This is a genomic window from Candidatus Krumholzibacteriia bacterium (assembly GCA_035649275.1).
Classification (GTDB): Bacteria; Krumholzibacteriota; Krumholzibacteriia.
Genome location: DASRJW010000064.1, coordinates 1 through 26271 on the forward strand (window position 1 = coordinate 1; position 26271 = coordinate 26271).

Sequence of the window (26271 nt, forward strand, 5' to 3'; positions counted from 1 at the left end):
GGAGCCGCGACCGGGGCACGCGACGGGTGCGGGAAGTACGCCGCCCCCGAGGAACGCAGAACCAGTAGGAACCGCCCTACTAGCTGAGGGAACTGCCCTGGCCCCTGGTGGCGCGTCCACGGCAGGCCTGGGCGCCGACGCACCGGTTTCTGGATCGACCGCTCTATCGACCGCTCTGGTGGAGATGGATTTCTTCCGCGACGTTCTCGGGCCGCGTCCGGCGCCTCAGGCTGCGACCAGCGCCCGTCTGACCCGCGCTGTTCTCCTCCTCTGGCTCGCGGGGTCGGCGTTCGTGGCCCTCTGGTTCGTCATCCTGCACGCCAGGGTGCAGCGCTTCTCGCGCCACGCCCAGGAACTCGATGCAGGAGGCACCGCCGAGTTGGTGCGTGGGCTGTGCCGGCAGCTCGGCCTTCGCCGCCGCATCCGGCTCCTCGAAGGGGACTTCCCGACCATGCCCATGACCTGGGGCGTCGTGCGTCCGGTCTTGTTCCTGCCGCGGGCGGCTTCGCATTGGCCGAGCGGCCGTTTGCGCTCCGTAGTGCTGCACGAGCTCGCTCACGTCCAGCGCCTGGATGCTCTCCATCGCGTCCTCGGACAGTGGGTGTGCACGATGTATTGGTTCAATCCCCTGGTCTGGCTTGCGGTGCGCCGGTCACGTCTCGAAAGCGAACATGCTTGTGACGATTTCGTCCTGCGCTCGGGCACGCGTCCCTCCGACTATGCGGAAGCACTGCTCGCCGTGTTGCGCTCATTACGAGGCAACGAAGCGCCGGCCGCCGCCGCCATCGCCATGGGAAGCGTCTCGACCGCGAGGCAACGCCTGGCTGCCGTCCTCGATGGTCGCCGTCGCCGGCGCCGTGCCACCGCGGCAGCGTGCACCATCGCTCTCGCTCTCTCGGTGCTGCTCATGGCGCCCATGGCGGCGGTGCATTTCGTGCCGCCAGCGAAAGCGGTGGTGTTGTCAGCCGAGCCCACAACGCCGTCGGCCGAGCCCACAGCGCCGAAGGCCGAGCCCATAGCGCTGACGGCGGAGCCCATCAGGCTGACGGCCGAGCCCACAGTGCTGTCGGCCGAGCTGGCAGCCCTGTCGACCTCGCGTCGTGGGACGGCGGAGTTGTCCGACCACAGTTCGACTCACGCCGAGGAGTACGCGATCGGCCCCCGGGCGGGATCCCGGAAGCCAGCGACGCCCCCCGAGCCACCGGCTCCGCCAGCGCCGCCATCGCCACCACCTTCGCCCGCACCTCCGGCGGCAGCCGCGCCGCCATCGCGTCCGACAGCCCCGCCAGCTCCGCCTGCACCACCAGCGCCGCCGGCACCCCCGGCTCCGCCCGCTCCGCCGCCCTACGCCAAGGACAGCCACGACTCCCATCTCACCTACGAGACGGACAACGACGGCGAGCGGCTTCGCGCCGAGTTCCGGGGCCGCGTGAAGTTCACCGAGGACTGGACCGATGTCGTTTCCATCGAAGACGAAGGTTACGTCGACATCCGCCGCGAAACGAAGCAGGAGCGCTACCGGTTGCGCATCGAGCCGGAAGAAGAGGCGCAAAACCTGTCGCGCCGCTTCTGGGTGAACGGGAAGGAGCGGCCGTACGACGAGACCGCGAAGAAGTATTTGGCTGAGCTGCTGCCGCTCATCATACGCGAAAGCGGCATCGACGCCTCCCAGCGCGTGAAGCGGCTTCTCGGGTCCGTGGGAGTCGCAGGAGTCCTCGACGAAGTCGAAGGGATCGACTCCGACTACGTGCAGCGCCTCTACTTGTGCGCGCTGAACGAGCACGCCGACCTCAGTGGGGCCGAGCTGGCTCGGGTCATCGAGATCGTGAAGAAGCGAGTCTCTTCGGATTTCGAGAAGGCCTCGATCCTATCGGGGATCGCCGAGCTACAAGATCTCAAGGAGCCGTCCTACGTCGCTTATTGCGATGCGACGCGTTCCATCAATTCCGACTTCGAGCATGCTCGCGCCCTCTTGGCCTTGTTGGAGAGGTCGAAATCCAGCGCCATGCCCCTGCAGCACGTCTGTGCCGCCACGACAAACATCGATTCGGACTTCGAAAGAGCCCGAGTCCTGACGCGGGTGGCCGAAGTGGGACGCCTGGACGGCAAGACGTTGCAGCCTTTCCTGGACGCCATGAGCGGGATCGATTCGGACTTCGAGTTCAGGCGCTGTGCGGATCACGCCACCGAACAGGGCGAGTTGGATGGCTCCAGCCTGGTGCAGTTGGTGCAGCTGGCGGAAACGCATCTCGACTCCGACTTCGAGCTCGCGGCCTTTCTCACCACTGTCGCGGGGAACCACGAAATCGAAGGGACGCTGCGCCAGGCGTACCTGCACGCCTGCCGGGCCATCGACTCAGAGCACGAGCAACAGCGAGCTCTCGCGGCCATCGGCGCTCCCTGAGGCCGCATCGGTGCACCGCGAGGTCGTAGCGGTTTTGGGCCTATAATCCTCCGCAGGTGTGTCCCCGGAGGTGGCCCATGGCGCGCGGTCCAGAAACGCGTGGTCCCGTTCCCGCCGAGCAGCCGCTCGCCGAGGTGCTGTCCGACTACGACGCTGCCGCGCCGCTCGAGAAAGCCTGGACGATACCGGCCTCGTGGTACGTGGACCCGCGCGTCTACGCCCTCGAATCCCGCGGCGTCTTCGGCGGCTGGCAGATGGTCGGCCGACTCGACCAGGTGTCCGAGCCCGGTCAGTACTTCACCGCCGAGATCGCCGGCGAGCCGCTGCTCGTCGTCCGCGGCAGGGACAACAGCCTGCGCGGGTTCTTCAACGTCTGCCGCCATCACGCCGCCGTGGTCATGACGGAACCCCAGGGGCATGCCGCGTCGCTGCGCTGCCCCTACCACGGTTGGACCTATTCCCTCGAGGGCGAGCTCAAAGGCACGCCGGATTTCGACGGCGTCTGCGACTTCGAGCGCAGCCGGAACGGCCTCGTCCCGGTGCGCCTCGAGACCTGGGAGTCTTTTGTCTTCGTGCACCTGAACGACGGAGCGCCGCCGCTCGTGGAGTTCCTCGGCGACCTCGTCCAACGCATCCACCCCCTGGAGATTGGCAAGATGCGCTTCGTCGAGCGACGCATCTATTCCTTCGACTCGAACTGGAAGGTGTTCGTCGACAATTACCTGGACGGGGGCTACCACATCCCTTCGCTGCATCAGGGGCTCCACAGCGTGCTGCAGTACGGTGAGTACAAGATCGAAAACGGCGCGCGCTACTGCTTGCAGTCGAGCCCGGTGCGCGACTCGGGGCGGGACGCCCAGACGGCCGCAGTGCGGAAGGGCAAGGAAGCTTACTACTACTGGCTGTATCCCAACTTCATGCTCAACTGGTACGAGGGCATGATGGACACGAACCTGGTGCTGCCCTTGGGCGTCGATCGGACGCTCGTGGTCTTCGACTTCTTCTTCGTCGAGGTGGAAGGGGAGGCGGCGGCGCGCAACCGCGCCAGCATCGTGGTGGGCGAGCGTATCCAGGCCGAGGACACCGGCATCTGCGCTTCCGTACAGAAGGGGCTCGGCTCGCGGGCCTACAAGGCCGGCCGCCTTTCGGTGCGGCGCGAAGCGGGAGAGCACCTCTTCCATCGCCTGCTGGCGGCGGATCTGCGGGCGGCGCTCGCCGGCGGCGCCGCCGCTCGGTGAGGACTGTCTCTCACGAGTCACCCCATCGGCTGCAACTCTGATCAGTTCTTCCCCGCAGGCTCGAAGGGCGGGGCGTCGGGATCGTAGGGCCTGCTGGGATCGACGCGCTTGCCATCCACCTTCCAGATCCCCGGGCGGACGGCGTCGACGAAGAAGAGACGCCAGCCCTCCGCCGTGAGCACCCACCACTCCCGCTGGATCGCCTCGGTGTCTACCGTCCGCAGCTGGCCTGCTTTGAGTTGTGCCCTCCGCCAGTGCTGATGGATCGTGGCGATCGCTGTGTCGTTCTGCACCGTGATCTCCTGGATGTCGAAGGTGAGTTGCAGGGTGCGCTCCACCTGCTCGAAGCTGGCGCGGATGTAAGCAGCCGCTTCCTCGGGGGACGAACGCTGTCCGCTGGGAGGCTGGAACGAGAAGTCCGGCGTCCGCAACGCCAGGATCACTTCGGGATCTTCGTCGTGATAGGCGGCGACGGATTTCGCGTACTGCTCTTCCAGCGCCGCGCGCACGGGCTTGGACTGGTCACGGCTGGCGCTGGGTTCGCCTTTCGTCTTCACCTGGACCGGCGTGTCGGTGTTCGGCGGGGCGGCGGCGAGAAGACTCGATGGAGCGCAACAGGTGAGCAGGAGCGCGAGAAACCAGAGGCAGCGGCGCACCGTCCGTCCTCCTCGCGCGGGATCGCGGCTCAGACGCGCATCGAGGCGATGGCGCGAGCCAGCGCCGCCATGCGGCCCGCGAAGGTGACCAGCTGGGCCACCTCGATCTCCTCGTTGGCCTGGTGGTAGGTGGCCTCGTGGCCCGGCGCCCATCCGACCGCCTGGATGCCGGCATGCACCAGCGGCTTGGCGAAGGTGCCGCCGCCGGAACCCATGGGGCGGGCGTCGGGAGCTACTTGCTGGATGAGCTTGACGATGGGGGCATCCGCCGGCACCTCGCAGGGCAGCGCGTGCTGCACCTTCTCAACGATGAAGCGGCAGCCGGGCATGTTCACCCTGGCGGCCAGTGCTTCCAGGTCGGCCATGATGCGCTCCGCCGTCATCGACGGCAGGTAACGGATGTCGAGGGTGACTTCGCAATCGGCGGCGACGCTGTTCGGCGCCGAGCCACCCCGGACGAGACCGGTGTTGACCGTGGGCGGATCGAGGATCGGGTGCGGCTCGAAGCGGAAGCGGAAGTTTTCGAGCTCGCGTAGGAAGCGGGCGGCGCCATGGATGGCGTTCACGCCCTTGGAGGGATCCATGGCATGGGCCTGCTTGCCCTTGGCGCGCACCTTGACCACGAGCCGGCCCTTTTCGGCGATGTTGATCTCGCGCATCTCGCCCGCCACGTCGGGGACGATGGCGTCGGTGGCGTCGATGAGCCCCTGCTCCAGCAAGTACTCGATGCCATCGCCCACGCCGACTTCTTCGTCCCCCACGGCTCCGAAGACCACTTGGCCGGGAATGTCCTTTTCGTCCTCGTGGAGCAGCTTGAAGGCGGCGAAGGTGGAAGCCAGCGGGCCTTTGTTGTCGAGCACGCCGCGCCCGTAGAGTTTGCCTGCCTTCTCGAAAGGCTCGAACGGTTCGAACTTCCAAGCTTCCCGGTCGCCGGCCGGCACCGTGTCGGTGTGCAGGAGGAGGAAGAGCTTGCGATAGCCCGGTTCACCGCGCCCGACCCGTGCCAGGAGATTGTCCCGCCCCGGGGTGCGGGCGTGCGTCGACCAGGCAACCTTCCAGTCTTTCAAGTGTGCCGCGAGGACCTCGGTGACACGGCTTTCCATCCCCGGCGCCGGCATGTCATCCGGACCGCCCTGCGGGTAGTCCTGCAGCAAGTAGTCCACGGTACGGCGCCGGCAGATCTCGAGCGTGAGATCCACGATGAAATCCCGTAGCTTGGCGGCGCGTTGTTCGTACGCGCTGGTGTCGATGCTCATGCGGAGCATGCTAGGCAAGGGTGCCGCGGGTGTCAACCGTACCGGCGGGATGCTAGAGTCCCCGTTCCAGGATGGAGTCCGGCTGCAAGAAGCGTGGGGGGATCGTGGCAGAAGTCTCGCGCGCCGTTCTCGTCACCGGCTGCTCCACCGGCATCGGCGCCGCCACCGCCCGCTTACTCGCGACCCAGGGCTACGCGGTGTACGCGACGGCGCGCCGCCCGGAAACACTGGGCTCCCTGGCGCAGGCCGGCTGCACGACGCTCGTTCTCGACATCGCCAGCGAGGCTTCGATGCAGGAAGCAGTGCGCGCCGTCGAAGCGCGCGCCGGTGTCGTGGGCATCCTGATCAACAACGCCGGCTACAGCCAGTCGGGAGCGATGGAAGAGCTCACACCGGAGCAGGTGCGGCGGCAGTTCGAGACCAATGTCTTCGGCACCCTTCGCCTCACCCAGCTCGTCCTGCCCGGCATGCGCCGGCAGCGCTGGGGGCGCATCGTCAACGTCGGTTCCATGGGAGGCCGGCTGACCTTTCCGGGAGGCGGCATCTACCACGCCACGAAGTATGCCCTGGAAGCGATGAGCGACGCCCTGCGCTTCGAGGTGCGGGCTTTCGGCATCGATGTCGTTCTCGTCCAGCCGGGTCTCGTGCGCACCAGCTTCAGCGACACCGCTGTCGGCGGCATGCCGGCTGCCGGGAGCGCGAGCCCCTACGCGACGCTCAACGAGTCGGTGGCACGTCTGACGCGGGAAGCCTACGTGAAGGGACTGCTCAGTAAGCTGGCGGGTGAGCCGCAGGACGTGGCGCGCGTCATCGCCCGGGCGCTGGCGGCACGCCGGCCGCGGGCGCGCTACCGGGCCATGCCCATGACGCGCACCCTGATGACGCTCCGGACCGTGGCGCCGGACCGGGTGTGGGATGCCTTCCTCCGAGCCTTCTATTCCGAGCCGCGTCCGAACTAGAAGAACCCCGTTGGATCCCGGTAGGGCTCCGTTCGCCCCTGCGTGGCACGTCGGATGCAGTTGGCAGTCCGATCCGAGTCTTCTTGGACCGCGCGCCAGGGGGCATTTGCCATCGGCGCGGATCCTGAGGCCGTTTGCACCGCCAGTACACCTCGGCCGAAGCCGGTGGTTCGTGCAGGCAGCCGCGGAGGAGCATGCGAACTGCAAGGGAACACTCTGCGTCTGGAGCACGCCCGCGCTGGGGTCTCGTCTTCACCTGGGTGGTTCTGCTCTCGGCCCTGGCGCTCGCGGCCTGGAGCCTGGTGATCGGCATCGTCACCCCCGATCCAGCCGGGGCTGCGAGCGAAGCGGGAAAGAAAGTCTCGGCCACGGGAACGGCGCCGGACGACTCGGAAAGCGCCCGGCTGAACGAGATCAATCGCGCTCTCGCGCTGATCGAATATGTCATCGGGGACTACCCGACTGCGGTGAGCGGCGAGGGCGAGATCCTGGACAGCGCGGAGTACGAGGAACAGCGCGCCGTCATCTCCGAGGTGCGGGACATCCTGGCGCCCGATCCGCGGCAGGCCGTTTCCATGCTGCGAGGTTCGAGCACGGTGCGCGAACCGGTAGATCTCATGCTGCTGCGCAACATGGCCAGCGTCCAGCGTCTGGTCTCCCGCAACGCGCCGTCGACGGAAGTGCAGGAGGCGCTGCGCACCCTGTGGCGCGACGTGGTGGAGGTCTACGACCTGCGTCTCTCGCCGGAGGAGCCGCCGAGCGTGTCGCAGGGCGGGGAGTTCTACACCGAGAGCTGCGCGGTCTGTCACGCTGGCGACGGGCGCGGGCGGACCGACTTGGCCCTGCATCTCGACCCGCCGCCAGCGGACCTGCTGGAGGCGCGCTTCGACGAGACGCTGACACCGGCCCGGGTCTTCAACGCGATCACCTTCGGCATCCCGGGAACTGCCATGCCGTCGTACGAAGTCCTCGACGAGAGCGAACGCTGGGACCTGGCTTTTTTCGTCCTCGCCTTACGGCAGGGCGAGGCGCGTGAGCTGGGGAACTGTGTCGCCGTCGGCGGCGATGGCAGCGGCGAAGACATGTGGCCTTCCATCGACGAACTCGCTGGCCTGAGCGACGCTGCACTCGCTTACTGGCTGCAAGAAGCCGGCGTCACCGACGAGTGCGTGGATCTGTACCGCGCCAAGCTCCGCTGGCAGATCGAGCCCTGAGGTTTCGAAGAGCCTTCCTCCCCCGCGCCTGCTCTCCGGCTCGAGGCCGCTTCGCTTGCTGCCTCCCAGCGACCGTCTGCTCCCTGCACTCAACCCGTTGAAATAAAAAGCCTTAAATGCCTAATCGGGGCACAGAGCGCATTTTCGAGCGGCGTCGGGCCACGGCGAAAACCCTCTGGAAATCCGTAAGGTCCCGTATCACAAGAAGATGCTTCCTCCAGACAGGTCTCTGAGATATACTCCGTGGCGAGCTAGCTAGCACATCGTCGGGCCCGCCGACGGGACCACTGCCCCGGTCGGCGTGGGGATCTGCATTCTTCATCGGCACCAGCTCCCGGAGGAATGAACTCATGTCCCGTAAAGCTAAAGTCATCGTACACAGCTTGTGCATCGCAGCCACGATGGCACTGTTCGGCACCGCCTGGTCGGTCACGGGCGACGCCTCTTTGTTCGTCGCCGGAGTGACGAACACGCCCACGCACTTCAACGTTCAGATCGGCGTGCCCGTCACCGTGGAGATCCACGGCGTTCCCACCCAGGAAGTGGGCAACCCGCTCCCTGCCACCATCGACGTCTGGGTCAAGAGCAGCCTCTTCGGCAACACCCAGCTCGTGGCGACCCGGATCGATGCTACGAGCAACTACAGCTTCACCTACACGCCGCCATCGATTGCGAATGGCGACGGATTCAATGCTTGCGGTACGACGACCGTGGCCTACAAGACCGTCGGCCGGATCGCCAACAACGACTACTGCGACGACGGGCTCAGGAACGGCACCTTCGATGCCGGTTCGGGACTGCGCTTCGTCGACGGCAGTGGCAATCCTCTCACCTGCGAAACCGTGGGCGTGGCACCGAGTCCCTGGGGTAAGGTCAAGTCGCTCTACCGCGACTGAGCTGGTGCGACGGGACTCTTCCGGAAGAATTGCCGATGAAAACGAGGCCGCTCGGAACGATCCGGGCGGCCTCGAAGTTTGTGCGCCTTTGCGACGTATGGATGGCTCTCTGGTTACCAGCGCGGCGACCGGGCGAAGCCGACCTCGCCGGTGTCGCGTTCCCACAGCCTGGCCGTGTCCGGGAAGATTCCGAGTTCCCGGAGGCTGCGGGCGTACTCGTAGCGGAGCACGATCGCGTCCGTGGCGGTGCGTTCCGGGTCGAACCACACCATCCGCACCGGATCGCGCCTGCGGTCGCCCCAACCGGTGCCGGCGAAACCTTCCGACTCCTCCGTCAGACGCTCCGGCTCTGACTGTTGTGACGAGGGGGCGCTGGGCTTTGACTTTGCCGCGCCCACCTGGTCGCGGGCCCGTGCGTCGGCGCCAGCCGAGGCTTCGTCACGGGCGCTCTCGTCCGACGACTTTTGGCGGCGAGAGATCTCATCGCTACGGTTGTACAGACGCACGCGGTCCACTTCGGCGAACGCCAGCACCCGGACCCAGCCCATGTCGCCGTTCGTCTGTCCGGTGCGACTCGCGTACGAGCGCTCCTCGTCCACGAAGAGGAAGCGCTGCACGTGCTCGAGCGAGGTGCGCCAGCCGCGGATCGTCGTCGTCTCCCAGGGATCGAGAACATACATCGGCTCTTCCGGGGAGAGCGACGAGTGCTCGCCGTTCACCACGTTGAGACCATCCACCGTGATCAGGACGCCGATGCGGCGCGGGCTCAAGTTGCGCAGCTGGAGCGCATAGCTCCGGCCGCGGACGGCCTCGAAGTAGTAGCGTTCGTCGGCAGCCGTACGATAGAGGGGCGCGCGCTTGCCATCCATGCGCACCTCGACGCTCACGAGAGCGCCGCGGGCACTGCGATCTCGGCTCCAGCCAGAAATGTTCCGTTGCGCGTCGGCCTTGCCGGCGGCAGTGAGCGCTAGGAGAGCAGCGAAAACCATGACCCCCAGGTGCCGGGGGAACGAGTGCCGCGGCGAGGTTTCCGGCCGCGGGCGAAGTACGAGCGACATGACCATCCTCCAGACCTGGGGACCGGGCGGGGTCCCGCGTTCGAGAGAGATACCGGTCCGCACCGCTCCTATTCCCGGGGCCTGGCAGCGCGGCGACCGCGGGTGGGCTGCATGGAAAAGTGGGAATCTCGGGGAAGCACGAGAAGCCGGAAGACCTTTATACTGACCGCCTCGGGAGGATGCCGTGGCGGTGGCGACGCTCATCTTTCTCCTCACCTATCTCCTCATCGGTCTCCAGCGCCTGCCGCGCTTGCACCTCGGGCGCCCGGCGGGAGCCATGCTGGGCGCCGTGGCCATGGTTCTCTGCGGCGTCCTCGACTTCGAGACGGCGAAGCGCGCCATCGACCTCGACACCCTCTTGTTCCTCCTGGGGATGATGATCGTCCTCGCCTACCTCGAACTCTCCGGCTTCTTCGAGATCCTGGAGCGCCGCATCATGGGCTACGCGCGCAGCCCGCGCTGGCTCCTGCTCCTCGTCATGGGTTCCTCGTCGCTGCTCTCGGCGCTCTTCATGAACGACACGATTTGTCTGCTCTTCACGCCCGTCGTGGTGCGTGTGACCAAGCGCCTGGAGCTGCCAACCGTGCCGTACCTCATCGGTCTCGCCGCGGCCGCGAACATCGGCAGTGCATGCACCATCGTCGGCAACCCGCAGAACGCCCTCATCGCCGTTCGCTCCGGCCTGGGTTTCCTGCCCTTCGCGGCGCGCCTGTGGCCGGTGTCTCTCTTCGGGAGCGCTGTCGCGGCGGGCCTCCTCTGCTGGATGTACCGCCGCCAGATCACCGGAGCGCCCCTCGTCGTCCCGCCCCCGCGCGAGCCGCAGTCGCCGCAACGCTGGATGCTCGTCTCCAGCTTGCTCGCAGGCCTGGGGATGACGGTGGCGCTCGCCTGCGGGGTGCCGCCGGCAGCGGCGGCGATGAGCGCAGCGGCAGCCGTCGTGATCGCCGGGGCGACGCGACCGCGGACGGCGCTGCAGAAGGTGGATTGGAGTCTGCTCCTCCTCTTCGGCGGTCTCTTCATCGTCATGCGTGGCGTGGAGCAAGCAGGTCTGGCGGACGAGGCGGTGGCGCGCGTGGCCGGGAACCTGGAAGGCGGCGACGGCCGCTCCTTGGCGCGCCTCGGCGTGGCGGTGACGCTTCTCTCACAAGCGGTGAGCAATGTGCCGGCGGTGATGTTCTTCGTACCGACACTGGAGGCCATGGATGGACCTGGAGGTCCACTGGGCGCATTGGCACGCGCGCTCGGAGTGGGCGGCGGGGGCGCCGGCGATCTCTGGCTCGGGCTCGCGGCGTTCTCCACCCTCGCAGGGAACCTGACGATCATCGGCTCCGTCGCCAACGTCATCGTTTTCGAGACAGCACGCCGCGACGGCGTCGAGGTGGGCTTCCGTGAATACTTCCGCGTCGGGCTCCCGGTCACCCTGGCGACGCTCGTCCTCGCCTGGCTGGTCCTCCTGCGCGGCTGAGCCGCTGCGCCTGCGGTTCGGTCGCCTCACGGCTTCCACCTGCGCAGGTGGAGTCCTCACGGGAGTCGTGCGATACGGCTCGGATCGTAGCGTACAGTGCGATCAAGGAAGGGGCGCGGTGCCGATCAGCTCGTAGCGTGTGTCGCCGATACCCGTGTTGGGCGGATCGCCCACGCCGACGATACTGCGCTCGTAACCTCCCACAGGGCCGATCGTGGGCGCGTACAGGATCAAACCGTAATCGAAGATCCGCGTGAAGCCGACATCGGTCCCCATCGAGTCCACGACCGTACCGATCCCGTAATCCACCAGATAGAGCACCTCGAGGGCCTTCTCGAAAACGCCGGCTGGCCCCTGCACCGTCCGCGGCGCCCGGAGACGGGCATGCAGGAAGACGTCGTCCGCCAGCACGGGCACGAGCTGATGGGTGAACTCGTGTCCGGGGGTCAGGTTTCGCTCCAGGAACTTCCAGGCGAGGAGCAGATCGAGTACACCGTAATTCCCAATGTGCTCGCTGGTCTTCTCGAAGGCGCCCCCGTGCAGGAGGAGGGGTAGCCAGACCTCATCCAAACGAGGCGGCGTGTTCGTCCCGGAAGCCTGCCGCGCCGCCAGCTCTGGATGCACCGCCGCCAAGCGCGGGCGTAGATCGGGACGGGCTCGGGCGAGACGCTGCAGGAATGTCGTCTGCGAGTTGGCCACTTCGGTCCACGAGCCAGCGTTCGCGCCCGAGGTCGCTACCGGTTGGGGCGACGGCTGAGAGAGGTAGAGTTCCTCGCGAAGATTCTGCCCGCGGGCGCCTGAAGGGGTCACGAGCGAGTCGTCGAACACTAGCCGGAAGATGCCGCTGTCGATGACGGTGTTGGCGCCAATGGGATGGGAGAGGACGAGCACTTCCACGTCATCCAGGGTCACCGGCGGCACCTGGGAGACGGAATCGTAGACGGTGAATGTGGGAATGTCCCAGAGCCGTGGCTGGAGAGAATAGGTCCAAGAGCGGCCATCGTCGTTGGGCCACAGGTTCTCCAGGGTGGGATCAGGAGGTGGCGTCGTCCCCACCGGCGTGTCCTCCTCGCAGGCCCAGACGAAGCCGAGGCAAGCGAGGACGAGAAGAAGACGTTCCGAGCGCGCGGGGAGCATCCTGCACCTCCGGACCTTCAACGGCTGCTCTCGAAGTGGGCGAAATCGATCAAGAAGGTGGCGCCCAGGAGGATCGCCTTCGTCGTCGCATCGAAGCCGGCAGGGAAGGAGATCCCGAAAGTGTCGGCCTCGGTGAACCCCTCACGCAGGATGCCGCCCCAGCGCTTGCCGATCCTGCCGAGGGTGCGTCCGTCCTGGCGTACTTCGAAAGTCCACGGGTGCAGGAGCGGGCCGTAGAGCTGGCAGATCTCGCGGCCTGTGGCGTCGAACACGGAGTAGATCCGCCGCAAAAAAGAGAAGCGGCGCTGTACCCGGCCGAGCGCGCGGCCGGTGACGTCGGCCACTTGGATCTCGGTGAAATAGAACCGGAACGGCCGGTAGAGCTGCAGCATGGTCCTGTCGTCCGGAGTGGAAAGCGCCATACGGAACGGGCGCCAGGAGCGGAGGAGTAAGCGCGTGAGGAAGGAGCCGCCCACCTCCTGGGCGCGGAGCATCTCCTGGCCATCGGCCCCGAAGACGCGGTACTTGTTGCGGCGCTCGAGTTCGGTGAGGATCTCGCCCCATTCCTTCTTCTGCACCACCACCAGTTCTTTCGCCTGTTGCAGGAGTTGCATGGCCTCTTTCACCCCCGGTTGCGCCACCCTGAGTCGGCCCCGAGCGGCCGCACACGCCCTGGCGAAAGCGCCCCCGCTTCCGCTCCGGTAGGATAGTGAGGCTGGAGGGCGAGGGCAACGGAGGGGAATGTGCGCACCGTCGAGACCCGCACGGGGGCCACGCTCCCGGTGCTCGGCCAGGGGACCTGGGAGATGGGGGCGCGCCGGCGGGAGCGTCAGCGTGATATCGCGGCGCTGCAGCTCGGCTTCGATCTCGGTCTCACGCTCGTCGACACGGCAGAGATGTACGCTGATGGGGGTGCCGAGGAGGTGGTGGCGGCAGCGAGCCGCGGTCGGCGCGATCGCCTCTTCCTCGTGACCAAGGTGCTCCCGAGCAACGCCTCTCGACGCGGCACGATGGCAGCTGCAGAGGCCAGCTTGCGCCGCTTGCAGACCGACTGGATCGATCTCTACTTGCTGCACTGGGAGGGCTCGCATCCGCTGGAGGACACCCTGGAGGCATTCGCGCTCCTGCAACGCCAGGGCAAGATCCGCCATTACGGCGTCAGCAACTTCGACATGGACTGGATGCGAGCGGTCGAGGCAGTGCCCGAAGGCGCTGGCGTGGCCGTCAATCAGGTGTTCTACAACCTCCATCGCCGTGGCATCGAGCGCAACCTGCTGCCCTGGTGCGTCGAGCGCGGCATCGCCATCATGGCTTACACGCCCCTCGATCAGGGGCGGCTGGTGCGGAAGCGCGCTCTCGTGCAGGTGGCGCAACGCCACGGCGTCAGTCCGGCGCAGATCGCCATCGCCTGGACGCTCCGTCTCCCCGGCGTGGTCACCATCGTCAAGTCCGCAACAACCGAGTACGTGCGCGAAAATGCTGCGGCGGCGGACATGGTCCTCGGCGCCGAGGACCTGCGCGAGCTCGACGACGCCTTCCCCTGCCCCGATCACGACGTGCCACTCGAAACGGTCTAGGACGTCGCCTGCAGCCGTCGGAGGCGCTCCACCACCGGCGGGTGGGAGAAATAGAAGGTCGCGTAGAGCGGGTGTGGGTGCAGGTTCTGCAAGTTCTCCCGCGCCAGCTTGGCGAGGGCGGAGGCGAGGTCCTGCGGCTGCCTCGTGAGAGCGACGGCGAAACGATCGGCCTGCCATTCGTGGCGGCGGGAGAGGGCGCTCCCGAGCGGCGTCAGAGGGAAAGCGAGGAGCGAGCCGAGGACAGCGAGAAGCAGTGCACGGGAATAGAAGGAAGCCTGCTCCAAGCCCACGAGAGCAGGGATCCATTCCGCACCGAGACTGAGCCAAGCGGCGTAGAGAACCGCGAGCACCAGTGCCTCGGTCACGACGAGGCGCTGCAGCACGTGTCGCAGCTTCCAGTGGCCGGCCTCGTGCGCCAGTACCGCCAGGATCTCGGCGGGCTCCATCTGTTGCAATAAGGTGTCGAAGAGGACGATCCGCTTCACCCTCCCGAGGCCGGTGAAATAGGCGTTCGAGTGCGTGCTGCGCCTTGACGCATCCACCTGGAAGACGCGGCGCGCCACGAGCCCGGCGCGTCCGAGGAGCTCGCGGATGGCGTCCTCCAGCCCAGCGACTCGGAGCGGCTCGAACTTGAAGAAGAGCGGCTCGATGAGGACTGGCGAGAGGTAGAGGAGGAAAACACTCACCACGAGGAAGAAGGTCCACACCCAGAGCCACCACCAGGTGGGGCTCCAGCGCACGAGGACGAGGGCGCCACCGACCAGCAGGCCACCGATCGCGAGACCGAGGAGCAGGCTCTTCACCTGATCACTCAGCCACAGCCGGGTGCTCATCCGATTGAAGCCGAAGCGCTTCTCCACCTGGAAATGCTCGACCAGTTCGAAGGGGATCCGCAGCACGCTCGCTGCGAGGAAGAGGAGGAAGAAGAACAACATCCCGCCGCCCAGGAAGGAAGGTGCGTGCGCGGCCACCCAGCCGTCGAAGGCACCGAGGCCGCCTCCGAAGAGGAAGATTCCCAGCACGATGTTCTCCACCGCGAGCTCCACCGTACCGAGGCGGGACCGTTCGACGGTGTAGCGCGCGATGCGCTCGAGACGCTCGGGCTCCACGACGCCCTCGAGCTCGGGAGGCACGTGGCTGCCGTGACGGCGCAGGTGACGGAGGTTGAGCCAGCGCAGCAGGAGCGTCGACGCCAGCACCGCCAGGAAAGCGGCGAGGAGGAGCGTGGCAGGTTTCACGGGCGAGCGGACCGCGTGGCCCGATGCGTCTGCCAGACGACGCGAAAGAAATGTTTCACGTGGTGCCCCCGGCGGATGTGGCTCTTCTCGCCGGCGTAGATGGTGCGGATGGGGACCCAGTCGAGGACGAAGCCGCGGCGCACGCAGACCACGATCATCTCCACCTCGAATTCGAAGCCGGCTTCTTGGCTCTGCAGCAGCGCCTCCATGAGTCGGCCGCGCAGCAGCCGGTACCCCGATTGGTTGTCGGGAACGTGCTGGCCGATTGCCCAGGAGAAGACGTGCCGGCCCACGGAGTTGGCGAAGCGCCGCACCGGGGGCATGTGGCGGAAGTCGCGGCTGCCGATGATGAGATCGGCGCCACGCTCTCGATAGCGTTGCAGAAAAGCCGGGATCTCCGCCGGATCGTGCTGGCCGTCGGCGTCGAGGGTCAGCACCGCGTCGTAGCCGTGGTCGAGGGCATAGCGGAAGCCGTCGCGGAGTCCCATGCCTTTGCCGCCGTTCTGGGGCCGCCGGTAGAGCTGGGCACCGGCGGCTTCGGCGTGGGCGGCGGTGTCGTCGGTGGAGCCGTCGTCGACGACGAGCACGGGCAAGTGCCGGCGCGCGCCCTCGACGACGCCGCGGACGCGGGCGCCCTCGTTGTACGCCGGCACGAGGGCGAGGATCTTGTCAGGCGAGGCGCTCATGCTACCCTCAGGTCGGAGGCATCATGCCGCGTCATCCCCAGGTCGCGCCGGCTCTGGCGGGCATCGGCGGCTCAGTATACTCCGCCCTCGCGGCGCGCATGGCCACGCATCAGGGCGAAATCTATCCCTTGCATGTCGGCGACACCTGGCTCGAGCCGGCGACCGGCTGCCGCATGCAGGACCTGCGCGTGGAAGAACATCCCGGCATGCATCGCTACGCGGAGCCGCAGGGGATGCCGGCGCTCATCGACGCCATCGTCGAGCGCACCCGAAGGCGGAGCGGCGTGCCCACCGAGCGCGGCAACGTGCTCGTGACCGGCGGCGCCACCGGTGGACTCGGCGCGGTTCTCGGCGCTCTCCTCGACCCCGGCGACGAAGTGCTGATCCTGGCACCGTACTGGCCGCTCATCCAAGGGATGGTGCGCTGTCTGCATGGCACGCCGGTCGAGGTGCCCTTCCTCGGCGTCGCCGACACGCCGGCTTCGGCGGTGGAGACGGTGCGCCGGCGGCTCACGCCGCGGACCGTGGCTCTCTACGTCAGCACGCCGAACAATCCGACGGGCCGGGTCATCCCGGCTGCGTGGCTCGAAGCGCTGCTGCGTTGGGCGGCGAGCGAGAACCTCTGGATCCTCGCCGACGAGGTCTACGAGGACTATGTCTACGACGGCGAGCATGTCTACTGCCGGCAGCTCGCTCCCGAACACACGCTCTCGGTGCATTCGTTCTCCAAGGCCTTCGGGATGGCGGGGAACCGCTGCGGTTACGTGGTCGGTCCGCGGGAGGTGGTGCGCGAGATGTGCAAGGTGAGCACCCACTCCTTCTACTCGACGCCGACGGCGTCGCAACTCGCCGCCTGCCGCGCCCTCGACGGCCGCGGCGACGACTGGATCGCCCGGGTCAAACCGCTCTACGAGGACATGGGACGGCGCGCTGCGGCGCGTCTCGGAGAACCGCCACCGCAGGGCAGCACCTTCCTCTTCCTCGACGTGAGCCGGCAGCTGGACGAGCGCGGCCTCCCAGGCTTCCTCGACGATTGCGCCGACCGCGGCCTCTTCGTCGCCCCCGGCCCCAGCTTCGGGCCCTATCCGCACCACGTGCGTCTCTGCTTCACCTCGGCGGCGCCGGAAGTCGTGGCCCGCGGCGTCGAAGTGCTCGCCGAACGGCTCGGGCGCTGAAGCGACCCCGCGAAACTCAGAGCGCGGCGCACAAAGGCGGCGCCGCCAGGAGTCGTTCAGACGTCGATCACCGCGCCGTCGCGCAAGACGAACTCCCGCGGCAGCGGCCAGAGATTGTAGTGCGAGGCCATGGCGAAGCCGTAGGCGCCGGCGTTCTCGATGGCGAGCAAGTGCCCTTCCTGCGGCGAGGGCAGGGGGCGGCTCATGGCGAAGACATCGGCGGATTCGCAGATGTTGCCCACGACGTCGACCGATTCGAGCGGCGCCCCGGGAGCGCTGAGATTGCGGATGGCGTGATAAGCCCCGTACAGCGCCGGCCGCACCAGGTGGTTCATTCCCGAATCGAGGCCCACGTAGATGTGCCCGGCCGTTTCCTTGCGACAGGTGACGCGCGCCACCAGCGTGCCGGCTTGCGCCACGAGGAATCGCCCGGGCTCGACCCAGAGCTCGAGCGTGCGTCCGAGCGCCGCCTCGAGCGATTGCAGCATCTCCCGCAGGCCGGCGCCGTAGCTCTCCAGGGCGAACTCGGGCTCGCCGCGCCGGTAGGGGACACCGAGACCGCCGCCCACGTTGAGAGAGCGCAGGTGCGGAAACGCCGTGGCCGCCGCCACCAGCCGCCGCGCCGCTTCCAGGTGTGGTGCCGCATCGAGACTGCCGGAGCCGATGTGCGCGTGCAGGCCGACGACGCGGATGTCGCGGGCCGCGAGGATCTCCCGCGCCTCCTGCAAATCCTCCGCCAGGATGCCGAACTTCGAATCCATGCCGCCGGTGACGACGTGGGCATGGTGGCCGGCGCCGATCCCGGGGTTGGTGCGAAGGAACACCTCCGTGCCGGCGCGGTGCGCAGCGAAGCGGCGAACATCGGAGAGCGACCCCAGGTTGACGCGCACACCCTGGTCGTGTACGGCGAGCAAGGTCTCGACCGAGACATTGTTGGCGGTGAAGAGCACCTGGTCCGCAGGGATGCCGCACTGTAGCGCCCGTTCCACCTCCATGGGCGAGACGGCGTCGATGCCGACGCCCTGGTCGCGCATCAGGAAGAAGAGCGCCGGGTGGAAGTTGGCCTTGCACGCGTAGGCGAGGCGCGCTCGGGAGTGGTCGAGGGCGGTGCGGAGTCTCTGGATCTGCGCTTCGACACGATCGAGCTCGTAAACGTAGAAGGGAGTTCCGTGCTTCGCGGCGAGATCGGCCGCCACCCGGGCGAGACGGTGCGGCGATGGGGGTGACGCAGGTAAGGACGGCGCCGTCTCCAGGTCCGCGAAGGACTCGCCGAAGACGGCGCGCGGCAAGTTGCCCTGGAAGAATTCCTCGTGCAGCCGGCGGACGACGTCGTCCGCCTCGGCGTCGGCCACGACGAGGCTCACGTTGATCTCGGAGGCGCCCTGACTGATCATGCGCACTTCCGTGCTCCCCACGGCGCGGAAGAGACGCGCGGCGATCCCTCGCGCGCGGCGCATGCCGTCGCCCACCACGCAGATGATGGCCATCTCCGGCGCTACCTCGACGCGGGCGATGGCGCGCAGCTCGTCCACGATCGCCTGCAGCGATCGAGGGTCGTCCACCGTGAGCGAGACGCTGACCTCTGCCGTCGACACCAGATCCACCGGTGTCGAGTGCTTGGCGAAGACGGCGAAGATGCGCTCCAGGAAGCCGTGCGCCATGAGCATGCGCGTCGAATGCACCGTGACCACGGTGACGCCGTGCTTTACCGCCACCGACCTCACCACAGCGCGCTCGTCGTGGTACGCCGTGGTGTCGGGCAGGATGAGGGTTCCCGGTGTTCCTGGCGCGGTTTTCGGACGCCGGGAGTTCGCCACCAGCACGGGGATGGCGGCTTCTTGCGCCGGGTGGAGCGTGGCCGGGTGCAGCACCTTGGCGCCGAAGTAGGCGAGCTCCGCCGCCTCGTCGAAGGAGAGAACGCGGAGCCGCCGCGCTCCCGGCACCAGGCGCGGCGGCGCGGTCATGATCCCGTCGACGTCGGTCCAGATCTCGAGGCGCTCGGCCTGCAGCGCCGCGCCCAGGAGCGAGGCGCTGAAATCGGAACCGCCGCGACCGAGCAGCGTCGTCCGCCCGCCGGCGTCACAGCCGATGAACCCTTGGGTCACGACGATGCCGCCGGCCTCGATCGAGTGCCGCAGATGGCGGTCGACGAGGCGCTGGAGCACTTCGCGGTCGGGCCTATCCTGAATTGGATTCTCCCCACGTGTCCGCATCACGCTCCGCACGTCGAACCAGGTCGCCCGGAGCCCCCACGCCTCCAGCGCCGCGGTGACGATGGCGGAGGCAAGGAGCTCACCGAGCGCCAGCCATTCCGCCTGCCCCTGGGCACTGCCGCGGCGCGGGCCGGCACGTAACGCCTCGAGCCACGGATCGAGACGATGGCAGGCTTCAGCGCCGGCCACCTCGCACATGAGGTCGAAGTGGCGGGTCGCAAGAGCTTCGTAGGCAGTGGGCCCCGGGGACGATTCGATGGATTGCGTCTGTGTCGATGCAGCTCGACCGTCGAGTCGAGGTTCATTGTCCGCGCCGTCTTCGAACGTCGAGACCAGGAGATCCGAAATTCCCGCCAGCGCCGAAACGACCACCAGCGGTTTCTCCGCCACCCGGTCGGCGACGATGGTGTGCAGGCGCCGGAGTGCGCCGGCGTCCTCGACGGAAGTTCCTCCGAACTTGCAGACGATCATCGGGCTCCTTCAGTCCACCGTGGGCGGGCTCGAAGCTTCGGGCGGAGAGGTCTCGCCGTCTTCGTCCTCATCGCCCCGGGACGGGCGCAGCAGCCGCGCTCGCACCACGGCCTCGGGCCCGAGCCGTTCGCGCAGCGCGTCGGCGGCGCGGGCAGCGCGGCGGGCGCGCTCCAGCGTCGCGTCGGCAAAGAGCGAGGACTGTTCGCCGCCGGCAGGGACGAGGCCGCTCACGCCGATGCCAAGCAAACGCACGCCACGGCCGCCGAGATCGATGCGCTCGGCGAACAGTGTGCGCGCCGCCCCCACGATCACCTCGGCCAGATCCGTCGGTGCCGTGAGCGTCGCAGCGCGTGTCCAGGTCGTGAAGTCGCCGCTTCGCACCTTGAGATGCACCGTCCGTGCCACGAGAGCTTGCCGGCGCAGCTCCTGGCTCACGCCCTCGGCGCGCTGTAGCAAGGCGCGATCGATGTCATCGGGCGCCGTGAGGTCGGTGGCGTAGGTGCGCTCCTCGGAGAGCGACTTCGCCTCGCGCCCGGCTTCCACCGGGCGCTCGTCCCGCCCGTGGGCGAGAGCGAGCAAGTGTCCCGCCATCCCGCTCCCCACCTGCAGCGCCAACACCGATTCGGGCAAAGCGGCGACGTCGCCCACGCTGCGGATGCCGCGCTGTCGCAGCCGCGCCGCCGTCTTGGGCCCCACGCCCCAGAGGCGCTCCACCGGCAGCGGCCAGAGCATCGAGGCGATGTCCCGCGGCCCGATGACCACGAGCCCATCGGGCTTCTCCAAATCGGAAGCGATCTTGGCCAGGAACTTGTTCGGCGCCACGCCCACCGAAGCCGTGAGGCGCTGCGCGGCGAGGAGGCGCTCCTTGAGGGCCTGTGCCGTCTGCCGGCCGTCTTCCAAGTCGGCAGCGGCGCCGGTGAGATCGAGGAACGCTTCGTCGATGGAGAGCGGCTCGACGGTGGGTGTGAAGGCGTCGAACACCGTACGCAGCGCCCGCGACACCTCGACGTAGAGATCCATCCGCCCCGGCAGCCACACCGCTTGCGGACACAACCGCTCGGCGGTGACGGACGGCATGGCCGAATGCACGCCGAAGCGCCGCGCTTCGTACGAACAGGTGGAGACCACGCCGCGCCGGCCCCGATGGCCGATGATGAGCGGCTTGCCGGCGAGAGCGGGGTTCTCGCGCACCTCGACCGCGGCGTAGAAGGCATCCATGTCCACGTGCAGGATCACGCGCTCGCGGTTCATCGGCGCCGGTCCGGAAGACGACGAAGCCCGGCAACGGGAACGCCGGGCCTCGTCGAGTAAGAAGGAACGGTCGGCTGTCGTTCTAGTCCGCGGCAGGCCGCACCTGGAAGCAGGGCTGACCGCCGACGGCGCAGTAGTCGAGCTCGTAGGTGCCGTTCGGCGCGGGCTCACTCTCGCGCACGAACAGCGTGGTTTCCTGGCCCGCGATGGGCACCCGGAAGGGTCCCACCAGGTCGACGTCGCGCTGCAGCTCTTCGAGCTCCCCGGCGCTCTTGATCACGAGCTGTACCGTGCCGTCGTGCATGTCCACGACCAGGAGGCTCTCTTCCAAGCGCTGAGCATTGCCGAGGATGTCCAGCAAGCTCTGCTCTGCCCGGGGTGTGAACGCCACCAGTGACATCCGTCGCCCCCCGTTCGAAAGGCCCCTGTCGCCCTCGAGGTTCCCGAGGGTAACAACCCCGCCGGCCCCGCGCAAGGCGGCCCCGGCCCCCAACACACCCGCCTGGAAAACCACCAGCTTCCCCAGGCGGCGCCACGCGGATCCCGGCGGCTCAGCTGCAGCCGCTCGTGACCCCGCAGTTCAAGCACTTGTAGCAGGAGCCGTTGCGCACCATGATCGAGCCGCACTCGCTGCATGCGGGCGCATCCGACTGCTGCTGGAACACTTGCCGTTCGTGCCAGGTCAGATCCGGTCGAACCGGCGTCACGCCGCCATTCCGCCGCGGCGTCGGTCGCGGCCCGCCGGCAGCCACGGTCGTGCTCTCCACCGCCGGTTCTTCCGCCACCGGCTTGTGCGCCGAGTTCACCTCGTCGGCGAGCTCCGGCAGGAAACGCAGCGCCATCCAGCGGAAGATGTAGTCCATGATCGACTTGGCCATCGGGATGTGGGCGTTGTTGGTGCGCCCTGCCGGCTCGAAGCGGATGTGCACGAACTTGCGCACCAGCGCCTCCAGCGGCACGCCGTACTGCAGCGCCAGGGACACCGAGGTGGCGAAAGAGTCCATGAGCCCGCTCACGACCGAGCCGGACTTCGCCATGGTGATGAAGATTTCCCCGGGCTTGCCGTCGTCGTACATGCCGACGGTGATGTAGCCCTCGTGCCCGTCGATGGAGAACTTGTGCGTGAGCGCCTGCCGCTCGTCGGGCAGCCGCCGGCGCACCGCCTTGTTCTGCACCGCCGCCGGTTGCCCGGCTTCGTCCAAGCTGGTGTTGAGCGGCTGGGTGCGCTTGCAGCCATCGCGATAGACGGCGATGGCCTTGAGCCCCATCTTCCAGGCCTGCATGTACACCGACGCCATCTCCTCCGGCGTGGCTTCGGTCGGCATGTTCACCGTCTTGGAAATGGCGCCGGAGAGGAACGGCTGGGCCGCCGCCATCATGCGCACGTGGCCGGTGTAGTGGATGGAGCGCTCGCCTTGCGCCGGGCGGAAGGCGCAGTCGAACACCGGCAGGTGCTCTTCGCGCAGGCCCGGGGCGCCCTCGATAGTGTCGTGGCTGTCGATGTAGTCCACGATCTCCTGCATGGCCGCCTCGGAGTACCCCAGCTTCCGCAGCGCCAGCGGCACCGTGTTGTTGACGATCTTCAACATGCCGCCGCCCACGAGCTTCTTGTACTTCACCAGGGCGATGTCCGGCTCGATGCCGGTGGTGTCGCAGTCCATCATGAAAGCGATGGTGCCGGTGGGAGCGAGCACCGTGGCCTGGGCGTTGCGGAAACCCGCGTACTCGCCGAGGGCGATGGCTTCGTCCCAAGCGACCCGGGCGCCGTGCAGCAGCTCGGGCTCGACATGGCGCGCGTCGATGCCGTCCACCGCCCAGGCGTGCTTGCGCATCACCCGCAGGAAGCAGTCGCGGTTGTCGGCGAAGTACTGGAACGGCCCCATGGCCTCGGCCATCTCGGCGGAGCGCCGGTAGGCGCGGCCGCAGATCAATGCCGTCAGCGCTCCAGTCACGGCCCGGGCGCCGTCGCTGTCGTAGGGCAGGCCGTTGGACATGAGGTAGGCGCCCAGGTTGGCGTAGCCGAGGCCCAGGGGGCGGAAAGCGTGGCTGTTGCGCTCGATGGCCGCCGTCGGATAGCTCGAGTTGTCTATCACGATCTCCATTGCCGTGATCACCACGTCCACGGTGTGGCAGAAGGACTCGACGTCGAAGCTGCCGTCGGCGCGGCGGAACTTCATCAGGTTGATGGAGGCCAGGTTGCAAGCCGAGTCGTCGAGGAACATGTACTCCGAGCACGGATTCGAAGCGTTGATCCGGGCCGAGCGGATACACGGATTCCAGTCGTTCACCGTGGTGTCGAACTGCATTCCCGGGTCGCCGCAGAGCCAGGCGGAAGCGACGATCTCTTCCATGAGCTGCCGGGCGCGGTGCGAGGCGCAGACCTCGCCGGTGGTGACCATCCGCGTCTGCCACTCCAGGTCGTTTTCCACGGCGCGCATGAAATCGTCGGTGACGCGCACACTGTTGTTCGAGTTCTGGAAGAAGATGGAGGCGTAGGCTTCGCCGTTGAACGAGCTGTCGTAGCCCGTGTCGATGAGGGCCCAGGCCTTCCGCTCCTCATCGGCCTTGCAGCGGATGAACTCGAGGATGTCCGGGTGATCGGCGTTCAAGATCACCATCTTGGCGGCGCGGCGGGTGCGGCCGCCGGAGCGGATGACGCCGGCGAAGGCGTCGTAGCCCTTCATGAAGCTCACCGGGCCCGAGGGCTGGCCGCCGGTGGAGAGCTTCTCCTTCGACGACCGCAAGCTGGAGAAGTTGGTCCCCGTGCCGGAGCCGTACTTGAAGAGCATGCCCTCGGTCTTGGCGAGCGTCAGGATGGAGTCCATGGTGTCGTCGACGGAGTTGATGAAGCAGGCAGAGCACTGCGGCTTCGCCTCGACGCCGACGTTGAACCACACCGGCGAGTTGAAGCTCACCTTCTGGGTGAGCAGGATGTGGGTGAGCTCTTCCTCGAAGACGCGGGCGTCGTTGGGGCTGGCGAAGTAGCCGTCGGCGAGTCCCCAGCGAGCCATGGTGGTGGCCACCCGGCCGATGAGCTGCTTGACGCTGCGCTCCCGCTCCGGGGAGCCGACGCTGCCGTGGAAGTACTTGGAAACCACGACGTTCGTGGCCATCTGCGACCAGGCCGCCGGTATTTCGACGTCGGTCTGCTCGAAGATGACCTCGCCCTTCTCGTTCTGGATGCTGGCGGCGCGCATTTCCCACGCCACCTCGTCATAGGGGTGCACGTCGGGCCGGGTGAAGCGACGATGCATGCGCAGCGGGCTCGGACCGCGTCCGTCCTTCAAGATGCGGCTCTGCCCTCCCTGGCCGGGGGCCACGCGCGTCGTCGCGTTCTCGTTGTGAACGATCGCCATGGGAACATCTCCTTACGCTCTCGAGCGCGACGGGCTCGGCAGCTCTCCGCCTCCGCGTGCACCACTACCGCCACGGAGTCTGACGAGTCCTCCTGTTGTCCTCGCGCCTCCGATTCGGCCACCCGAGATTCTGGGCGGACGAGCGAGAGGCTCCAGGCGAAGCCTCCGGCCTCCCGGAGGTTTGGCCCGGAAAACGGCCGCAACCCGGCTCCCGTAGAGGTTGTACCCCTCCGGGCCGGCGTCACGCCGTCAGGAAGTTCGAAGAGAATTTGGTGCGGCACTCTACGGAAGACGCAACTTGCTGATTTTAATGATGTTGCGTTGCTGTCGTCTGCAGGTCCCGTCGTCCCGGCTCGCACCGACTGGCAAGCTTGCTGGCCGGACTCTAGGTCCGGCCCCTGGATCGGTCAAGCAGATTTCTCTACCTGTAGTGCTTTTGCCGCAAAAAGCTACTATATGTTGTGGTTGTGGAGGATACCTCATAGCCCCTCTGTGGATAACATTGTGGATGACCGGCCCACGGCCTGGGCATCGGTTGTAGCCCCGCTCCTGGAGCCCGTATATTCGAGGGTGGCAGACCTGGGACGCGGCCCTGAATCCTCTTGAGACACAAGAGGATGCGCCGGCGGGGGAGGCCACCATGCTCTTCGATTTCGCCAACGTGCTGGTCTTCCTCGCCCTGGCCATCGCCTTCGCGACGGCGGTCATGCTCGCCGGGCGCTTCATCCGGCCGCGCATCCCGGAAGTGCACAAGGACATCCCCTACGAGTGCGGCGAAAAGCCCGTGGGCAATGCCTGGATCCAGTTCAACTTCCGCTTCTACCTCGTGGCCATCGTCTTCGTGATCTTCGACGTCGAGATCGCCTTCATGTTCCCCGTCGCCGCCGTCTTCCGGAACTGGGTGGAGACGGGGCGGGGCGCCCTCGCCCTCGTCGAAGTCCTGGTCTTCGTTCTCATCCTATTCGTCGGCCTGATCTATGTCTGGTCCAAAGGGGATCTACGCTGGAACAAGGCCGTGGCGAAGGGCGGTATGTCGTCATGACGCTCTACAACGAACTCCCCGCCACCTTCGTCACCACGAACGTGGACAAGCTCATCAACTGGGGTCGGGCTTCGTCGCTCTGGTATCTCCTCTTCGGCCTCGCCTGCTGCGGCATTGAGCTCATGCAGACCGGCGGGCCGCGGGCCGACCTCGACCGCTTCGGCTCGGTGCCGCGGGCCACGCCGCGGCAAGCGGACCTCATGATCGTGGCCGGCACAGTCACCCTGAAGATGGCCTCGCGGGTGAAGCTGCTCTACGAGCAGATGCCGCACCCCAAATACGTCATCTCCATGGGCAGCTGCGCCAACTGCGGGGGCCTCTTCGACCTGGCCTACTCGGTGCTGCGCGGCGTGGACAAGGTCATCCCGGTGGACCTCTATGTCCCCGGTTGCCCGCCGCGGCCCGAGGCGCTCACCGAGGGCGTCCTCGAGATCCAGGACAAGATCCACCGCGAGCGCTACCTCACCCGCAACCCCTGACGGTGGCCGCGATGAAGGCCGAGGAGATCCACCAGAGGCTGCAGGCCTGCCTCCCGGACGGAGTGGGCGACCTGCACACCGAGTGCACGGATCCCTGGATCGCCGTGCGGCCCGGCGCCATCGCCGCGGTGGCGCGGGTGTGCAAGGAGGATCCGGAGCTCCGCTTCGACTTCTTGAGCAACCTGAGCGGGGTGGACGCCAAGGAGTCCATCCTCGTCGTCTACCATCTGTATTCGTATGCGCTCCGCCACAGCGCCGTGCTCAAGGTGGAAGTGCCGAAGGCGGAGCCGGCGACGCAGACGGTGACCCCAGTCTGGCGCGGGGCGAACTGGTTCGAGCGCGAGGCCTTCGATCTCTTCGGCGTCCGCTTCGACGGCCATCCCGATCTCCGCCGCCTGCTCCTCCCGGAGGACTGGGAGGGGCACCCGCTGCGCAAGGACTACGTCTTCCCGACGCACTACGGCGGCATCGACAACACCCGGGACTACAACCTCTAGAGG

General features: G+C 67.4%; 22 protein-coding genes. 11 read left to right on the forward strand and 11 right to left on the reverse strand.

The genetic code is table 11. The annotated features are described in order from the left end of the window. Nucleotides 1-184: 184 nt before the first annotated feature. Both VFE28_06295 and VFE28_06300 read left to right on the forward strand, forming a co-directional pair. The gene (locus VFE28_06295; protein ID HZM15594.1) at nt 185-2404 is read left to right on the forward strand and encodes a M56 family metallopeptidase; all 2220 of its coding nucleotides are present in this window, start codon (nt 185-187) and stop codon (nt 2402-2404) included. Between the two features lie 77 nt (nt 2405-2481). Next, on the forward strand, nt 2482-3642 hold the full coding sequence (locus VFE28_06300) for an aromatic ring-hydroxylating dioxygenase subunit alpha (protein ID HZM15595.1): 1161 nt from the start codon (nt 2482-2484) through the stop codon (nt 3640-3642). 41 nt (nt 3643-3683) lie between these two features. Here VFE28_06300 and VFE28_06305 read toward each other — a convergent pair whose 3' ends face one another. Then, nucleotides 3684-4298: a nuclear transport factor 2 family protein gene (locus VFE28_06305; protein HZM15596.1), complete on the reverse strand. Its 615-nt coding sequence runs from the start codon at nt 4296-4298 to the stop codon at nt 3684-3686. Between the two features lie 29 nt (nt 4299-4327). Continuing rightward, nucleotides 4328-5554, reverse strand: coding sequence for a M20/M25/M40 family metallo-hydrolase (locus VFE28_06310; GenBank protein HZM15597.1), 1227 nt, complete (start codon nt 5552-5554; stop codon nt 4328-4330). Between the two features lie 104 nt (nt 5555-5658). On the opposite strand from VFE28_06310, the gene VFE28_06315 reads away from it, so the two are divergent. From VFE28_06315 to VFE28_06325, 3 genes are all read left to right on the forward strand, one after another. Then, nucleotides 5659-6513: an SDR family NAD(P)-dependent oxidoreductase gene (locus tag VFE28_06315; GenBank protein HZM15598.1), complete on the forward strand. Its 855-nt coding sequence runs from the start codon at nt 5659-5661 to the stop codon at nt 6511-6513. A gap of 194 nt (nt 6514-6707) precedes the next feature. Next, complete coding sequence (locus tag VFE28_06320) at nt 6708-7727, forward strand: cytochrome c (GenBank protein ID HZM15599.1); 1020 nt, start codon at nt 6708-6710, stop codon at nt 7725-7727. Nucleotides 7728-8077: 350 nt separating this feature from the next. After that, nucleotides 8078-8623, forward strand: coding sequence for a hypothetical protein (locus VFE28_06325; GenBank protein HZM15600.1), 546 nt, complete (start codon nt 8078-8080; stop codon nt 8621-8623). Between the two features lie 113 nt (nt 8624-8736). On the opposite strand, the gene VFE28_06330 is transcribed toward VFE28_06325, so the two are convergent. After that, nucleotides 8737-9681 carry a hypothetical protein gene (locus VFE28_06330; protein HZM15601.1) on the reverse strand — a complete coding sequence of 315 codons (945 nt, stop codon included), beginning with the start codon at nt 9679-9681 and terminating at the stop codon, nt 8737-8739. Nucleotides 9682-9865: 184 nt separating this feature from the next. Here VFE28_06330 and VFE28_06335 point away from each other — a divergent pair, with 184 nt between their 5' ends. Beyond that, nucleotides 9866-11146, forward strand: coding sequence for an SLC13 family permease (locus VFE28_06335; protein ID HZM15602.1), 1281 nt, complete (start codon nt 9866-9868; stop codon nt 11144-11146). Nucleotides 11147-11248: 102 nt separating this feature from the next. On the opposite strand, the gene VFE28_06340 is transcribed toward VFE28_06335, so the two are convergent. Further along, nucleotides 11249-12283 carry a hypothetical protein gene (locus VFE28_06340; GenBank protein HZM15603.1) on the reverse strand — a complete coding sequence of 345 codons (1035 nt, stop codon included), beginning with the start codon at nt 12281-12283 and terminating at the stop codon, nt 11249-11251. 17 nt (nt 12284-12300) lie between these two features. After that, nucleotides 12301-12924 (reverse strand): phospholipid scramblase-related protein, encoded by a 624-nt coding sequence (locus tag VFE28_06345; protein HZM15604.1) that lies wholly within the window; start codon nt 12922-12924, stop codon nt 12301-12303. A gap of 102 nt (nt 12925-13026) precedes the next feature. Between VFE28_06345 and VFE28_06350 the strand changes: the two genes are divergently transcribed. Further along, nucleotides 13027-13860 carry an aldo/keto reductase gene (locus tag VFE28_06350; GenBank protein HZM15605.1) on the forward strand — a complete coding sequence of 278 codons (834 nt, stop codon included), beginning with the start codon at nt 13027-13029 and terminating at the stop codon, nt 13858-13860. On the opposite strand, the gene VFE28_06355 is transcribed toward VFE28_06350, so the two are convergent. Beyond that, nucleotides 13857-15098, reverse strand: a complete 1242-nt coding sequence (locus tag VFE28_06355; GenBank protein HZM15606.1) for a M48 family metallopeptidase — start codon at nt 15096-15098, stop codon at nt 13857-13859. The two genes, VFE28_06350 and VFE28_06355, sit on opposite strands and share 4 nt — an antisense overlap. Continuing rightward, nucleotides 15095-15784 (reverse strand): glycosyltransferase family 2 protein, encoded by a 690-nt coding sequence (locus tag VFE28_06360; GenBank protein ID HZM15607.1) that lies wholly within the window; start codon nt 15782-15784, stop codon nt 15095-15097. Before VFE28_06360 ends, VFE28_06355 begins: the two co-directional genes overlap by 4 nt. Before the next feature lie 23 nt (nt 15785-15807). On the opposite strand from VFE28_06360, the gene VFE28_06365 reads away from it, so the two are divergent. Further along, nucleotides 15808-16959 (forward strand): pyridoxal phosphate-dependent aminotransferase, encoded by a 1152-nt coding sequence (locus tag VFE28_06365; GenBank protein ID HZM15608.1) that lies wholly within the window; start codon nt 15808-15810, stop codon nt 16957-16959. Between the two features lie 56 nt (nt 16960-17015). Here the strand turns inward: VFE28_06365 and lysA are convergent, their stop codons facing one another. The 4 genes from lysA to VFE28_06385 all read right to left on the reverse strand — a co-directional run bounded on the left by lysA (nt 17016) and on the right by VFE28_06385 (nt 24250). Next, nucleotides 17016-19643 (reverse strand): diaminopimelate decarboxylase, encoded by a 2628-nt coding sequence (gene lysA / locus VFE28_06370; protein ID HZM15609.1) that lies wholly within the window; start codon nt 19641-19643, stop codon nt 17016-17018. Between the two features lie 9 nt (nt 19644-19652). After that, nucleotides 19653-21065: a DNA polymerase IV gene (locus VFE28_06375; GenBank protein ID HZM15610.1), complete on the reverse strand. Its 1413-nt coding sequence runs from the start codon at nt 21063-21065 to the stop codon at nt 19653-19655. Continuing rightward, nucleotides 20977-21285, reverse strand: coding sequence for a hypothetical protein (locus tag VFE28_06380; GenBank protein HZM15611.1), 309 nt, complete (start codon nt 21283-21285; stop codon nt 20977-20979). Before VFE28_06380 ends, VFE28_06375 begins: the two co-directional genes overlap by 89 nt. A 160-nt stretch (nt 21286-21445) precedes the next feature. Beyond that, on the reverse strand, nt 21446-24250 hold the full coding sequence (locus VFE28_06385) for a vitamin B12-dependent ribonucleotide reductase (protein HZM15612.1): 2805 nt from the start codon (nt 24248-24250) through the stop codon (nt 21446-21448). 640 nt (nt 24251-24890) lie between these two features. Between VFE28_06385 and VFE28_06390 the strand changes: the two genes are divergently transcribed. From VFE28_06390 to VFE28_06400, 3 genes are read left to right on the forward strand one after another with little or no spacing between them, the layout of a single operon-like run. Continuing rightward, nucleotides 24891-25292, forward strand: coding sequence for an NADH-quinone oxidoreductase subunit A (locus VFE28_06390; protein ID HZM15613.1), 402 nt, complete (start codon nt 24891-24893; stop codon nt 25290-25292). Beyond that, nucleotides 25289-25771, forward strand: a complete 483-nt coding sequence (locus VFE28_06395; GenBank protein HZM15614.1) for an NADH-quinone oxidoreductase subunit B family protein — start codon at nt 25289-25291, stop codon at nt 25769-25771. Before VFE28_06390 ends, VFE28_06395 begins: the two co-directional genes overlap by 4 nt. Before the next feature lie 11 nt (nt 25772-25782). After that, nucleotides 25783-26268 carry an NADH-quinone oxidoreductase subunit C gene (locus tag VFE28_06400; protein ID HZM15615.1) on the forward strand — a complete coding sequence of 162 codons (486 nt, stop codon included), beginning with the start codon at nt 25783-25785 and terminating at the stop codon, nt 26266-26268. Nucleotides 26269-26271: the final 3 nt, after the last annotated feature.